Source organism: Pseudofrankia coriaricola, from assembly GCF_032027725.1.
Classification (GTDB): domain Bacteria; phylum Actinomycetota; class Actinomycetes; order Frankiales; family Frankiaceae; genus Pseudofrankia.
The window spans coordinates 12,329-26,396 of sequence record NZ_JASNFO010000003.1 but is presented as its reverse complement, the minus strand read 5'-3'; the positions used below and the strand labels follow the sequence as shown (position 1 = coordinate 26,396).

The 14,068-nt window shown below is 72.1% G+C and carries 10 protein-coding genes; 6 read left to right on the top strand and 4 right to left on the bottom strand.

What is annotated here, in order from left to right:
- The first annotated feature begins 596 nt into the window (after positions 1–596).
- Positions 597–3,164, top strand: coding sequence for an FHA domain-containing protein (locus QOZ89_RS03980; protein ID WP_071046691.1), 2,568 nt, complete (start codon positions 597–599; stop codon positions 3,162–3,164).
- 121 nt (positions 3,165–3,285) lie between these two features.
- Here the strand turns inward: QOZ89_RS03980 and QOZ89_RS03975 are convergent, their stop codons facing one another.
- Positions 3,286–4,614: a cytochrome P450 gene (locus QOZ89_RS03975; protein WP_071046690.1), complete on the bottom strand. Its 1,329-nt coding sequence runs from the start codon at positions 4,612–4,614 to the stop codon at positions 3,286–3,288.
- Between the two features lie 5 nt (positions 4,615–4,619).
- Positions 4,620–5,084 carry a 2,4'-dihydroxyacetophenone dioxygenase family protein gene (locus tag QOZ89_RS03970; protein ID WP_071046689.1) on the bottom strand — a complete coding sequence of 155 codons (465 nt, stop codon included), beginning with the start codon at positions 5,082–5,084 and terminating at the stop codon, positions 4,620–4,622.
- 1,156 nt (positions 5,085–6,240) lie between these two features.
- On the opposite strand from QOZ89_RS03970, the gene QOZ89_RS03965 reads away from it, so the two are divergent.
- Positions 6,241–8,418, top strand: coding sequence for a protein kinase domain-containing protein (locus QOZ89_RS03965; protein WP_071046688.1), 2,178 nt, complete (start codon positions 6,241–6,243; stop codon positions 8,416–8,418).
- A gap of 96 nt (positions 8,419–8,514) precedes the next feature.
- Here QOZ89_RS03965 and QOZ89_RS03960 read toward each other — a convergent pair whose 3' ends face one another.
- Complete coding sequence (locus tag QOZ89_RS03960; protein WP_071046687.1) at positions 8,515–8,814, bottom strand: hypothetical protein; 300 nt, start codon at positions 8,812–8,814, stop codon at positions 8,515–8,517.
- Positions 8,815–9,188: 374 nt separating this feature from the next.
- Here QOZ89_RS03960 and QOZ89_RS03955 point away from each other — a divergent pair, with 374 nt between their 5' ends.
- Positions 9,189–9,779 (top strand): DUF5937 family protein, encoded by a 591-nt coding sequence (locus QOZ89_RS03955; RefSeq protein WP_312622986.1) that lies wholly within the window; start codon positions 9,189–9,191, stop codon positions 9,777–9,779.
- Positions 9,776–9,928: an ArsR/SmtB family transcription factor gene (locus QOZ89_RS03950; protein ID WP_241841473.1), complete on the top strand. Its 153-nt coding sequence runs from the start codon at positions 9,776–9,778 to the stop codon at positions 9,926–9,928. Before QOZ89_RS03955 ends, QOZ89_RS03950 begins: the two co-directional genes overlap by 4 nt.
- 115 nt (positions 9,929–10,043) lie before the next feature.
- Here QOZ89_RS03950 and QOZ89_RS03945 read toward each other — a convergent pair whose 3' ends face one another.
- Positions 10,044–10,502 (bottom strand): MEKHLA domain-containing protein, encoded by a 459-nt coding sequence (locus QOZ89_RS03945; protein ID WP_071046686.1) that lies wholly within the window; start codon positions 10,500–10,502, stop codon positions 10,044–10,046.
- Positions 10,503–10,948: 446 nt separating this feature from the next.
- Between QOZ89_RS03945 and QOZ89_RS03940 the strand changes: the two genes are divergently transcribed.
- Together QOZ89_RS03940 and QOZ89_RS03935 are read left to right on the top strand one after the other, a co-directional pair.
- The gene (locus QOZ89_RS03940) at positions 10,949–12,910 is read left to right on the top strand and encodes an MFS transporter (protein WP_071046685.1); all 1,962 of its coding nucleotides are present in this window, start codon (positions 10,949–10,951) and stop codon (positions 12,908–12,910) included.
- A gap of 86 nt (positions 12,911–12,996) precedes the next feature.
- Positions 12,997–13,905 (top strand): sigma-70 family RNA polymerase sigma factor, encoded by a 909-nt coding sequence (locus QOZ89_RS03935; RefSeq protein ID WP_071046684.1) that lies wholly within the window; start codon positions 12,997–12,999, stop codon positions 13,903–13,905.
- The last annotated feature ends 163 nt before the right edge of the window (positions 13,906–14,068 follow it).

Sequence of the window (14,068 nt, the reverse complement as noted above, 5' to 3'; positions counted from 1 at the left end):
TGTCCGCGGGGCCGATCCTGGCGACGGTCCGTGACGGCGGACGGGGTTCGCCGTGGTCACGGGGTCGGTCCGGCGACGGACCAAGGTCAGGTCAACGACAGACCCGGGCCGACCAGCCGCGAGGAGAGGATGCTCGAACCGGTCCGATCCGGATAGCCAGTCCACGGATCGGTACCGTCGTCGGAGCGCGTGCGCGGCCCTCGGGGGAGCGTTCGTCGGACCGGTCGCCCGGCATGGAGGAGCGGAATCCGGATGGTGGTTGGTGAGGTCATTGGCCTCACGGCGCGTGGCCGGCCGCGGTCGTTGCGCGCCAACAGGTCTGTGTTTCCCGGTATACCGGGGATGAGATGTCCGACAAGCGGGTCGCACGGTCACCCGGCTTGGGTGGGCCCCGGAGTGCGACGCTACGATCTGCCACAAGATCGGTCGTTTCGTGACGAGGTTGGTCTGGTAGTGACGCCGTCGAGCTACCCGTCCTGGGTCCCCGGGGTTTCCCGGGCCGTGGGCGCGCCCGCCTCCGGTGGGCAGACGGTTGGTGGACAGAACGAGCTCGGCGGGGCAGCCCGGCCAGCGTCCCGTCTTGGAGGGGGAGACACGTGTCTACGGCCGTTCTAAGGATCAGCAGCGAGGCCGGCCAGGTAGTCGTACCGACCGGGCAGCCACGGTTCATCATCGGCCGGGCCCGCAACGCGGACTATGTGATCGCGGACAGCCGGGTGTCCCGACAGCACCTCATGATCGAGGAGACGCCCGACGGCTGGGCCGTGCGGGACGTGAGCTCCAACGGCACCTGGCTCGGCGGCCAGCGGATGCTGCAGACCGTCCAGGTCCACGGCGAGACGCTGTTCCGGCTGGGCACGCCGACCGGTCCCGAGGTCGTCATCCTCACCGAGTTCCCGTCGCAGCGGTCGCCGTACGACTACGGCGGCGACGCGGACATGCAGACCATGCTGCCGAACCAGGCGGGCTACACCCCGCCGCGTTCGCCCGGCGCCAACCGGCCGACCCGGCCGACCCGAGGCGACGACTTCGACTACCAGGACGCCCGCTCCGGCGGCTACCCCGAGGCGGACTACGCCCAGGCGGAGCAGAGCGGGCACACCCGGCTTGACCGCGAGCACGAGCGCAGCAAGACCTACCCGCTGCGCCAGGGCACGATGACGATTGGCCGCGGCCGCGACAACGACATCGTCATCACCGACCTGCTCGCCTCCCGCCACCACGCCCAGCTGTCCGTCCGGGGCGGCAACGTCGAGCTCGTCGACCTCGACTCGGCGAACGGCTCGTTCCTCAACGGCCGCCGCGTGAACCGCGGCCCGGTCCGCCAGGGCGAGGTCATCGCCGTCGGGCACCACGTCTTCCAGCTCGAGGGCAACCTGCTCGTCGAGTACGTCGACTCCGGCGACGTCAGCTTCGAGGCCGACGACCTCAACGTGTGGGCGCCCGGCGGCGGTAAGCAGCTCATGCACGACATGACGTTCCGACTGCCCGGGCGGGCGCTGCTCGGCGTCGTCGGCCCGTCGGGCGCCGGCAAGTCGACGCTGCTCAACGCGCTCACCGGCTTCCGCCCGGCGGACAAGGGCACGGTCCGCTACGCCGGCCGGGACCTGTACGACGAGTACGACGAGCTGCGCCGCCGGATCGGCTACGTGCCGCAGGACGACATCCTGCACACCTCGCTGACCGTGCGGAAGGCGCTCGAACTGGGCGCCGAGCTGCGCTTCCCGCCGGACGTCACGCCGAAGGAGCGTTCCGCCCGGATCGACGAGGTGCTCGGGGAGCTCGGCCTCACCCAGCACGCGAACACGGTCGTCTCCCGGCTTTCCGGCGGTCAGCGCAAGCGGACCTCGGTCGCGCTCGAGCTGCTCACCCGCCCGACGTTGCTGTACTTGGACGAGCCGACCTCCGGTCTCGACCCGGGCATGGACCTCAACGTCATGGAGTCGCTGCGCACGCTCGCCGACGACGGCCGCACGGTCATCGTCGTCACGCACTCCGTGCTGCAGCTTGACCTGTGTGACTACGTCCTGGTCCTTGCTCCCGGCGGCTACGTCGCCTACTTCGGCCCGCCGGGGGACGCGCTGACGTTCTTCGGCGAGAGCAACTACCCCCGGGTCTTCCGCGGGCTGGAGGCGACGCCGGGCCCCGAGTCGGCGGCGAAGTTCCGCCAGTCGCGGCACTACGTCCCGTCGGCGGTGACCGCGCCGTCGGCGCGGCCGGCGCCGGAGGAGCTGCCCAGCATCCGGCAGCAGTCGGTCGGGAAGCAGCTGGTGACGCTGAGCCGGCGAACATTCGCCGTCATCGCGTCCGACAAGGGCTACCTGCGGCTGGCGATCGCGTTCCCGTTCGTGCTCGGCGTGATCCCCAGAGCCATCGGCGGTGGCTTCGCTGATACCGGCGACAAGTTCTCACCGAACTCCGACGCGCCCACGATCTTCCTGATCATGGTGCTGTGTGCCTGCTTCATGGGCATGTCGAACTCGGTCCGCGAGATCGTCAAGGAACGCGAGATCTTCCGCCGAGAACGGGCGATCGGTCTGTCGAGGTCCGCGTACGTGGGTTCCAAGGTCCTCGTCCTGATCGTCATCACGGTTCTGCAGTCGATCCCGTTCACGGTCATCGCGCTCGCAGGCCGGACGCCACCAGACCCGTTGCTCCTCGGCAACTCACTGCTGGAATGCATGCTCGCGGTGTTCGTGGTGGGCTTCGCCTCCGGCATGATCGGACTGACGATCTCCGCGCTGGTGGACAACGCCGACAAGACGATGCCGCTGCTGGTGATCGTCACCATGATCCAGCTGGTGTTCAGCGCGGGCATCGTGCCGGTGTCCGGCAAGCCCGGCCTGCAGCAGGTCGCCGTCATCTCTCCGGCCCGGTGGGGCTTCGCGGCCATGGCCGCGGACGCGGACTTCAACAAGATCACCCGTGCCGGGGAGAAACGACCGGAGACGAAGAACGGCCAGGTCGTGCCGAACAGCCTCGTGCCGGTCAACCCGCGCGCGCCGGAGCCGGACGCGCTGTTCTACCACACAAAGAAGCAGTACGTGACCGACATCGCCCTCGGCCTGTTCGTCAGCGTCGTGTTCATCGGCATCACGTCGTGGCTCCTGCGTCGGCTGGACCCGAAGAGGAGCAAGAAGCGCAAGGCACCGGCAACCACCTAACCCTGGTCTTCACCGCTGGCGGCGGCGGACGGCCCCTCCTCCTGGAGGGCGGTCCGCCGCCGTCGGCGTTTCGTGACGCCTGTTCCCGCGAGCCGATGCCCCGGCCGCGGCCGCGGGACGCCTACGCCGGGGTGAGCCGGACCGGGAGCGACTTCAGTCCGTTGTTCAGGTTGGAACGGACCCGTGTGGGCGTGCCGGCCAGCTCGATCTTGGCGAACGAGGAGAGCAGCTCCTCGAGGAACACCCGCCCCTCGAGGCGGGCCAGGTGGGCGCCGAGGCAGAAGTGCTCGCCCTTGCCGAACGACAGATGCCGGTTGGGGGAGCGGCGAATGTCGAACCGGTCCGGGTCCTCGAAGACCGTCTCGTCCCGGTTGGCGGCGGTGAAGTAGGTGGCGAGCCGGTCACCCGCCCGCATCCGGACGCCGCCGACCCCGGCGTCGGCGGCCGCCGTTCGCCGGAAGTAGTGCAGCGGGTTCGCCCAGCGCAGGATCTCCTCGACCGCGCCCGGAGCGAGCGACGGGTCGGCCCGCAGGCCGGCGAGCTGGTCGGGGTGGGTGAGCAGGGCGAGCAGCCCGGAGGACAGCATCGTCTGGGTGGTGTCGTTGCCGGCGGTGACGAGCTGGACGAAGAAGCTGCCGTAGTCGAGGTCCGACATCGTCCGGCCGCCGAAGTCGCCGGCCAGCAGCAGTCCGGTCAGGTCGTCGCGGGGCGGCTGCGCGCGCCGGCGGGCGGCGAACCCGGCGGCGTACATCGCCATCTCGACGGTGGGTGCCGCCGCGCCCTCGGCGCCGCCCCCGCCCGGCTCGCTCCCGCCCGGCCCACCGCGGCTCGGTCCGACGCCGTCCATACCGCCCTTGTCCCCTTCGCCTCCCTCGACGCCGGCTCGGTCCGCGTCGCCGGCGTCCTGGCCGCGGTTGAGGGCTTCGGCCAGCCGATGGACGTAGTCCCAGTCCTCGCGGGGCAGGCCCATCAGCTCACCGACGACGCGGGTGGGCAGCTGGCCGGCGACCTCGCTGACGAACTCGACCTCGCCGCCGGACCGGCCGCGCTCGGCGGCCTCCCGCATGATCACCCGGGAGGCGTCCCGCACCCGCCCTTCGAGCATGGCGACCGCGCGGTGGGTGAACCGGTGCGCGAGCGGGCGGCGGTAGTCCCGATGCCGCGGCGGGTCCATCGCCAGCAGCATGCCCCGCATCTGGGCGAGTCGGTCGGGTGGCAGGTCGTCGAGCACGACACCGCCCTCCTCCGAGCTGAACAGCTCAGGTGCGCACAGCACGTGTTCGACCTCGGCATAGCCGAGCACCGCCCAGTAGCCAGGGGCGGCAGGGCCCGTCGGCACTTCCTGCCAGTGGACGGGCGACGCGCGCCGCAGCGCGGCGAACGCCTCGTGCGGCGGGCCGGCGAGGTAGGTGTCCGGGTCGTAGAGGTCGACGAGAGCGCTGGTCGTCATGGCGATCAGCCGACGAGGACGTTCGGGCGGCCGAAGCCCTGCGCCTCGCAGAGCGCCACGTAGGCGGCAAGCGCCGATGGGCCGTCGGTCACCGACTCGACCTGCCCGTCCGGCCCCAGATTGAGGTTGCTGCCATACATCTGGAACCAGGCCTGGGTGCCGTCCTCGACGCACATCAGGGTGTGCACGGAACCCGCGGGTTCGTAGAGGAAAGACCCGGCACGGTTCACATAGTCGTACTCCTTGTACTTCCAGGCGCCGGAGATGGTGTAGCCATACACCGGACCGGTGTGCCGGTGGGTCGCGACCTCGTAGCCGGCCTGGAAGATGTTCTCCACGATCCATAAGCTCTCGCCGGCGCGGACCTGGATCACCTTGAGCTTGTTCCCGCCGCCGATCTCGACGAAGGGCAGGTCGCCGGCGCCGACGTGGATCGCGGGCGGGGTGCTCGTGCTGTCAAGAACTGCCATGGCATATGCCTTTCCGCGCCGTGGACTTGGGATTGGCAGCGGACGCTACGTGGGCGACAAAGGCCGGTCAAGGGACCCACCCGCGGCACAAAGGACGGTCCACGGGCTCCGGCACGGCCCGAGGCTGTTTCTTCGCGCTGTGCAAACACGTATTGTGGCGCCACGCGAGCGGGCCGCGGCACGCCACCGTACGGAGCACGTCACCAGCGGTGGGATGGGAAACCCCCGGCCAGCGCGTCGGGCCGCGCCGCGCGGCGCCGGGGCACGCACGCCGGAGGCCGGTGAGAGCGGCCGTCAGGCCAACCTTTCGAGGAATACTCGGAAACCCGTAAAGATACGAGGTCCGCGCGGCCGGGATGCGGTGTGCTGGTACTGGCTGGACCGTCACCCAGAACCGGCACGCGGGGGGCGTCAGTTCGGGATAGCGGCCGGCGGTCCAGCCTTCCCCCACCGGTCTGCCCTTGCCCCGCGGGCACAGGCCCACGGGTTCGGTGTCGCCAGGTGGCCGAGCGGCGGATCGGTGGGGGCCTTTGGCTCTCGTGCAAGCGCGTGGTCGCGGCCGCCCGACCGCCGACCGCCGCCGCGCGGGGCCGACCGCTGTGCGGTGCTGATCCGCGCCGGTGCCCGGCAAGGTGCCGATCCGTAGGCTCCGCCACTCCGCCACTCGGGCGGCGAGCGGCGGATCGCTGGCCTCCCGGCAATCGCGGGCCTCCGGCAGGAGCCCCGGGCATCGCCGATCCGGCGGGACCCGGGACGCCCCGCGTGGGCTGGTGCCGAGATCTCGGACGGAGGCCTTCCCGCCGCCCATCGGACCGCCGAGCGCGGGCAAACCGCGACGTCACGGTAGACGTTCTGTCAAAAAATGGACATTCTGCGCTACCCGGATGCCGGCGGCCGCTCGTGCCGCCCCGCGGTGTCACGGGTTGGCGGACGGATCGTGCCGCCTGCCAGGCGCGGGCTGGCGCGGGAGCGTCGGCCGGCACCGCCCGCGGATCGTCGCCGACGGGCCTTCCTACGCCGCTGTCGCGGCCACGACTACGCCGGCCTGGTTTCCCGCCCATTGGTGGAAATCGCCAGACGGTAGCATTCTGCCCGCACGGGATTGTCATTCTGGGCCGTCGCGTGGCCGGCGTCCGTTAGGGGAGAGAGGTGGGCGATGGCGTCGTCAGAGGCGAACGTCAGCAGCCGCGCGACACCGCTGGGTGAGAACGACCCGCGGACGCTGGGCACATACACGCTGCTGGGCAAGCTGGGCCAGGGCGGGATGGGAACCGTCTACCTGGGACGGTCGGAGCTCGGTCGGCTCGTCGCCATCAAGGTGGTGCGCGCCGACGTAGCCGACGACGCGCAGTTCCGTAGCCGGTTCCGACAGGAGGCGGCGACCGCGCGCCGGGTCGCCCGGGTCTGCACCGCCGAGGTGCTCGACTTCGACCCGGAGGCCGAGCAGCCCTACCTGGTCACCGAGTTCATCGAAGGTCCGACGCTGCAGTCGTTCGTCGGCCGGGGTGGCCCGCTGGCGGACGCGAACCTCGAGCAGCTCGCAGTCGGCGTCGCCGCCGCGCTGCGCGCCATCCACGCCGCTGGCATCGTGCACCGCGACCTCAAGCCGTCGAACGTGGTCCTTTCCCCGTTCGGGCCGCGCGTCATCGACTTCGGCATCGCGCGGGCGCTGGACTCGGGGGCCGGCTTGACCGGAGACCTCCAGCAGCTCGGCACCCCGGCGTTCATGTCGCCGGAGCAGATCCGGGGCGACGCGATCACCTCGAAGGCCGACATCTGGGCCTGGGGCGGCCTGGTGACCTTCGCGGCCACCGGTCACTACCCGTTCGGCATGGGCAGCGCGCAGGTGCTGCTCTTCCGGGCGCTGAACGAGGAGCCGAGGCTCGACGGCGTCGACCCCGGGCTGCACCCGATCGTCTGGGACGCGATGCGCAAGAACCCGTACGAGCGGCCGAACGCGAGCCAGCTGATGGACCGCCTCCTCGGCGACACGGGTGACACCGCCGACCAGGGCGAGCAGGTGACCAACGTGCTCGCCGACTGGAGGCTGCCCAACCCGGCGCCCGGCACGGTCCCGTCCACCACCGGTGGTGCGGGCCAGGGCGACTACGCCACCCTTGCCGCCACCCGCCCCGGCTACAACGAGAACTACGTCCCGACGCAGGTGGCCACCCAGGCCGCAGGCGCCCCATCCGTCGGCACCGGCCCGACCTATGGCCAGCCCCCGCCTCCCGCCCCGCCGGCGAAGAAGCGCAGCCGGCGCCCGCTCATCATCGGCGCCGCCGCCGCCGTGATCGTGATCGCGATCCTCGCGGCGGTGCTGCCCAACGTTCTGGGCAAGGACAAGGGCGGCGCCGGCAACGGGGACGTGGCCGCCTTCCTGCCGCGCTCGGCCGCTCCGCTCGGGCTGGACACGTTGGTGTTCACGCAGAAGAAGCCCGGCGAGGCGCACTACCAGATCGTCAGTGCCCAGGTGCCGGCGGCCGGTGGCCTGCTGTCCAACGTCAGGACGGTGGCCGCCAACGACCAGGACGACCTCACGGTTCCGGCGATCAGCCCGGACCGGAAGACGGTCTTCTATCTCGACAAGAGCGCCGGTGGCAACATTCTGAAGGCGAAGGCCGCCGACGGCAGCGGCGAGCCGGTCGTGCTGTTCACTTCCGGGCCGGCGAAGCAGCTCACGATTCCGGAGGACTCCCGTCCCTCGATCGCGCCGGACGGCAGGTCGTTGGTGATCCGGTCGACCAGCGGCCCGCCCGTGGACGGCCAGTCGAAGGCCGGTCTCTACCTCGTCGCGATGGACGGCTCGACGGTCCGGCGGCTGAACACCGAGCCGCAGGCGTCCGACCCCTCGTACTCGCCGGTCGGCGAGCAGATCGCCTACTGGTCGAACAACACCGGCGGCGACGGCGGCTTCCTGGTCGTGGTCTCCGACTTCGTGGACGCGAAGCCACAGCCGCTCAACAAGGTCCAGTTCCTCAAGGCCCAGGACGAGGGGCGGTCGCCCGACGTCGACGCCGACTCGGTGTGGTCGCCGGACGGCAAGCGGCTCGCGTTCAAGCGGCAGATCGCCGGCGACGAGAACAACCAGCAGATCTTCGTGATGGACGTCGGCAGCCGCACGGTCACCCAGATCACGAACGACAGCCCTGGCCAGGCCCACAACCAGGACCCGGCCTGGGCCACCAACAACGATCTGATCTTCACCAAGGTCAACCCCGACAACGGCGACCGCCAGATCTTCGTGGTGAACCCGAACAACCTCGGCGCCGGCTCCCGCCAGCTGACCACCGAATCCGGCTACCACGGCCAGCCCCGCTGGAACGCCGGCTGACCCTGGCATTGGGCTAGCCACCGGCCGGCCGGGATGCGCGAGCACCCGGCCGGCCGGCGGCTGTATAAGGCCCGGTTGGGCCGACGGCGGTTTCGGTCAGCCGCGCGTGCGCCTGCGGATCACGCGGTAGATCAGGAACAGCAGCACGAGCAGGACCACGATGATGACGGCGCCGATGGTGACGTCGGAGGCGTCGCGCTCCTTCTTGGCCTCGACCACCGGCGCTGCCGCCGAGGCGGCACCCGCCGACAGAAGCACCAGCGCCCCCGCCGCCAGCACCACCTGGCCGGACCGGCGCGCGAGACGCGCGAACGCCGGTCCCACCCGTAGCGGCCGCCCGGCCAGGTGACGGACCTGCCGCTGCTCGGTCATCGCCATTCCGATGTCGTTCGTCATCTGTCCCCGCCGCTCGAAGGTCTCCCAGTACCGACGTCCTGACCGACGGGCAGGTTGCCCACCGGACCGCCTCACGGCTGGGCCCGTCGAATCACTGGGGAATGCGCCGAGATGCTAGCGGCTTCCGTCGATACCTCATCTGGGCGGGCGGCCGGACCACACAGGCGGCTACACACGACCCCGTCCAGCCGGTAGTGGTTGCGGACCAGAACGACGACGAGCGTGGCGATGACCGGACGGCTGGTTGCCGTGGTCGCGGTAACCGAAGGTCATTCGTGCGGCGGAGGCCGCAGTATCGACGTCGCGTGACGAATTCACCTTCACCGCACGTGACGACGTGTCGCCCCGCAGGTGGCGGCGGCCGGTTCGGGCGGGTGCTGGGCGACACCGGCCAGGCCGCCGTCCTCCGCCAGACCGCGGCCGCGCTGCCCGAGCCCCATCTCGCGCTCGCCGACGACCTGCTGCGTGACGCCGAGCTGCTGCGCGCCGACGTGCTGCGCTTTCTCGACCTGTGCCGCCAGGTCTTCTTCGGCTCGCTGTGGGCCGAGACCGAACCAGCCCTCAGCCGGGCCGCGCACCGGGTGCGTCGCCTGCTCGCCGACGAGGGCCCGGCGGCGGCACTAGTCTCGCTCAGCCCGTCCAGCGCGCGCCTCACATGTTCCGCGGGGCCGGGCGTGGGCGGCCCCGCGCGGGTCGTCTTCGACAAGGTGCACCACGTGGTGATCAGCCCGGCGCGCGCGCCGGTCCTGCTCATCCCGACCCGGTACGGCGCGCCACACCTGCTGGTGAAGAACGAACCCGGGCTGCCACCCGTCGCGCACTTCCCGGTCGACGCCCCGGCGGTGGGCGTGACCCTGGCCCGCCCGCCTGCTCGCGCTCACCGACCCGAGCCGGGTGCGGCTGTGCCGGCTGATCGCCCGCCAGGCGATGACCACCGCCGACCTCGCGGACCGGCTGGGGGATGACCCGCCCGCAGGTCTCCCGCCACCTGCGGGTCCTGCGCGACCTGGGACTGGCGCGGGTGGAGCGCAGCGGCCGCTACGCGCACTACCGGCTCGATCTCGCGGTGGTCGGACGGATCGGTCACGACCTCGCCACCGCCCTGCAGTTCTGACACCGGCCGCCCGGCGAGCTCGGAGGCCGACCCGCCGGCGCCTGGCGGCCGACGATCGACGCCCGTCGCGGAGCCCGTCGCGCCGGACCCGCCAGGAAGCCGGTTCCGGGTCTCGTCAGGCGTCAGACCAGGCGCGGATCAGCGCGGCCTGCCCCTGGAACTCGCCATGGCGATCCACGAGATTCCAGACCGTCGCGTCCTCGATCCAGAAGCGGCGCCCAGACCGGGCGACGCGCAGGCCGCGGTAGTCGTTTGTGTATCCCCGCAGCAGGACATCGCTCATCAGCGCTGCCCGCTCGTCGCGGTCGGCCTCGGCGGCGGACAGCCGCGACGGCAGGCCGACGATCTCGTCCCAGCCGTACTCGAAGAGCCGCTGGGCCGTGGCGTTCGCGTACACGAACAGCGGGTCGGCCGCGCCGTCGTGCGCCAGCACCCCGAACGGGGCGTCGTCATGGAGCCAGCGCGCGGTGGCCAGCCCGGCGGGGCCCGCGGCCCGCGGCATCGGCGTGCCGACGACCCGCTGATAGCTGTCCGTCAGCAGCTCGGCGAACGCGGTGTCGTATGGCTGGATCATCGATGACCCCGCCGGCGGCCGGCGGCACGGCTGCCGCGTCGTCCTCGACCCGGGTCGGGCATGTCCGTCTCCCATCCTTTGGCCGCCGCCGGGCGGGCGTGGGTCAGTCCGGTAGGCACATCCTGACGATGTCGACCACAACGCGCCCCGCGGGTGTTACGGGTGTTAACAGGGCGACATCTCGGGTCAGCACCAGTGACCGGGACGCCGACGGCGGGGACGCTGGTTCCCGTGACCACCGACGACGGCCCCGCGCGGCGTACGCGCGCAGTCCGTGCCCTGTCCGCAGGCGGGGCGCCGGCCGTGACCCTCGCGGCCGTCACCGTTCCCCCGGACCGGACGGCGTCCGCGGGCCCACGTCGACGGGCGATGGTCACCACCGGTCGCGGGCCGCGGGCGTGGGCTCGCCACGCGGCCGCCTGGTCTCGGTTCCCTGGCCTGGACGCATGACGCGGCCGCCGCGCGGCGGTGCCGGTGGGGCGGCGCTGCCGCTGGCTGGCTGGTTGCTGGCGCTCGCTGTGGCGGTCGCCTTCGCGGATGCCTCGATCGTGGTGCTCGCCGCACCAGAGCTGCTCGCCGAATATGACTCGACCGTGTCCGCGGTCTCGTGGGTGGTAACTGGTTACAACGTCGCGATCGTGCTCGCGGTGGTACCCGTCCTGCTGCTCGTGCGCAGGCGCGGCTGGCTGGTTCTGACCGCCCTGGGCCTGGTCGTCTTCCTCCTCGCGTCCCTGGGGTGCGCCACGGCTGGCTCGCTCGGGTCACTGACCTGGTTGCGCGTCATCCAGGGGGCTGGGGCGGCGCTGCTGCTTGCCGGCTCGCTCCCGCTGCTCGCGCGGCTCGCCGGCTCGGACCAGGCGGGCCTCGCGGCCTGGTCGGCGGCGGCCGCGGTCGGGTCGGCGCTCGGCCCCGCCGCGGGCGGCCTGCTGACCGAGGTTTTCAGCTGGCGGGCGATCTTCTACGTTCAGGCCCCGCTGGCCGCGGCCGCGATCGTGGCCCTGCCGCGCGCCGCGCGGGCCGCGGCCCCAGACCCACAGGGCTGGGCAGACCCACAGGGCTGGGCAGACCCACAGGGCCGGGCCGGCCCAACCGGCCTAGTCGGCTCACCGGGGCCGCTCGGCCCGGCGCGCCCCGTGGAGGTGCCGCCGACGTCGGAGGTGCGGCCGGCGCGGCTGGTGGCCGCGCACGTGGCGCTGGCGTTGGTCTCGGCGGCGTTGGTCGGCGCGCTGTTCCTCGTCATCCTTCTGATGATCAACGGCTGGGGCGCGACGCCGCTGACCGCCGCCGCCGTGGCGACCGTGCTCCCCCTCGGCACCCTTGCCAGCCGCTACGTCACGGCCGGGCGCCGGCCGCGCACGCTGGCGCTCGCCGGTTGCCTGACCGTTGCCGGTGGACTGGCCAGCCTGGCCCTGGTCCCAGACAAAGGCTGGACGACGGCCGCCGCCGCGCTCGCCGTGACCGGTTTCGGCCTGGGGCTCGCGGTCCCGACGCTCACCGAGGCGTCCATCCGGCTCGGCCCGCGCCTGGCGTTCGACGGCACCCTCTCGGTCGCCGCGCGCCACGCCGGTCTCGTGCTCGCCCTCGCCGCCGTCACCCCGCTGCTGGCCTCCTCGCTGTCCAGCCGGCTCGACCATGCGGTCGTGGCCGGCACCGAGGCCGGGCTGAGCGAACCTGTCCCGCTGGCCAGCAAGGTCTCACTTGCTCGCTCGCTCGGGGAGGCGCTGGGCAACACGCCCGCTGGGGAGCTGCCCGACCTGGACAAGGTGTTCGACCAGGTGGCGCCCGACGGCAGCCTTGACGCCCTCGAACACACCTTGTCCGGCATCATCACGACGGCGGTCACCGGTGCGTTCCGGAACTCGTTTGTCTTGTGCGCCCTGTGCGCGCTCATCGCACTGGTACCGGCGTCGCGGATCGGACCGGGGCGGTGGTCGGCACCGGCACCGCGCGGGCCAACACCCGGCCCCGCCCGACTCGGGCGGCCGGCGAGGGCGGTCGCCGTCGTCCTCGCCCCCGTACTGGCGATCGGCCTTGCCGTTTCGACCCTCCGCTCCGGTGGGCGGGGAGCGCTGTCCATACCCGATCCCTGCACGACCCAGCCCGCCTTCGCGCTCGGCGGCGCCGACGGCTTCGTCCAGCAGGTCGCGCTCGACACCCTCGATGGGGCGGCCTGTGAGCTCAGGACGAGCCGGGCCGCGCTGCTGCTGACACTGCTGCCGGAAAGCGGCCAGCCGCGGCTGCCCCTCACGAACGGTGAACTCACACCCGCCGTCCGGCATGGCCTCGACCATGCCGTCGACCGCCGCGCCGACGACGGGCATCTCCCGGGCTGGTCGGCGACGTTGCTGCGGCTCGCGATCCGCGTCAGCCCGGTCGGCTGGTTGGTGGACCAGCTGCGCGCGGACTGACTAGAGTCCCGATCGGTCTCCTTCCCTCGCGGATCGTCGTCGGACTTCCCACCGATACGACGAACAAGGACGAGGAGAGGTGACACATGGGCGAGAAGCCCACATTGGTCGACGAGTTCGGCCGGTCCCGCGACCGTCTGCGGGCGGTCGCGTTCCGCCTCCTCGGCTCGGCGGACGAGGCGGATGACGCGGTCCAGGAGGCGTGGCTGCGGGCGAGCCGGGCCGACGCGGCCGATGTCGTCAACGTGACCGCCTGGCTGACCACGATCGTCAGCCGTATCTGCCTGGACATGCTGCGGACCCGTCAACGCCGGCGTGAGGAGTTCGCCGACACGGCCGGCCTGGACGTGCTCGCCGGGGCGGGTGATGCCCGGGATCCGGAAGCCGAGGCGGTCCTGGCCGATTCCGTCGGGCTCGCTCTGCTCGTCGTGCTCGATCGGCTCGGACCAGCCGAGCGGGTCGCCTTCGTGCTCCACGACCTGTTCGCGATGCCGTTCGAGGAGATCGCACGGATCGTCGAGCGGTCGCCGGTGGCCGCGAAGAAGCTGGCGAGCCGCGCCCGAGCCCGGGTACGGGGCGCGCCCGCGCCGGGCGTGGATGTCGCCCGCCAGCGCACCCTCGTCGAGGCGTTTCTCGCCGCGTCCCGCGCCGGTGATGTCGGCGGTCTTCTCGCGGTGCTCGCGCCCGACGTGGTGCGGCGGGCCGATCCCGCCGTGCTCCACCCCGGTGCCGCCGGCGAGATGCGCGGCGCACGTCGGGTGGCGGAGGAAACTGTCACCAACGCCGGGCGGGCGCGCTTTGCCCGGCCCGCGCTCGTCAAGGGCACGGTCGGCGCGGTGGTGGCGCCGGGCGGGCGGCTGCTGCTCGTCCTCGCGTTGACGATCGAGGGCGGCCGGATCCGCGAGATCACCGTGGTCAACGACCCCGCCAGTCTGGCGCGTCTGCAACTCGCCGTCGTCGATCCCATCCCGTGGGCTGCCCATCCGGAGGCGTAAGCCGGCCACGTACTGCCGGCCGGCACCCCGTGGCCCGCGGGTTGCCCGCGGGCTCGTACCTCGTGGTTCGCGGCTCGGTCACCTTCCTCGGGCCACGGACGTCAGGACGGTGTCAGCTCACGTGGTCACTCGGCTGAACGCCGATGCCCGGCGACCGAGACGT

Excerpts from the sequence above, each read along its gene's own strand:
- QOZ89_RS03935 (WP_071046684.1), top strand. The coding sequence starts at position 12,997 with ATGGGCGAGAAGCCCACATTGGTCGACGAGTTCGGCCGGTCCCGCGAC.
- QOZ89_RS03945 (WP_071046686.1), bottom strand. The coding sequence starts at position 10,502 with ATGATCCAGCCATACGACACCGCGTTCGCCGAGCTGCTGACGGACAGC.
- QOZ89_RS03960 (WP_071046687.1), bottom strand. The coding sequence starts at position 8,814 with ATGACGAACGACATCGGAATGGCGATGACCGAGCAGCGGCAGGTCCGT.
- QOZ89_RS03970 (WP_071046689.1), bottom strand. The coding sequence starts at position 5,084 with ATGGCAGTTCTTGACAGCACGAGCACCCCGCCCGCGATCCACGTCGGC.
- QOZ89_RS03975 (WP_071046690.1), bottom strand. The coding sequence starts at position 4,614 with ATGACGACCAGCGCTCTCGTCGACCTCTACGACCCGGACACCTACCTC.
- QOZ89_RS03950 (WP_241841473.1), top strand. The coding sequence starts at position 9,776 with ATGACCCGCCCGCAGGTCTCCCGCCACCTGCGGGTCCTGCGCGACCTG.
- QOZ89_RS03940 (WP_071046685.1), top strand. The coding sequence starts at position 10,949 with ATGACGCGGCCGCCGCGCGGCGGTGCCGGTGGGGCGGCGCTGCCGCTG.
- QOZ89_RS03965 (WP_071046688.1), top strand. The coding sequence starts at position 6,241 with ATGGCGTCGTCAGAGGCGAACGTCAGCAGCCGCGCGACACCGCTGGGT.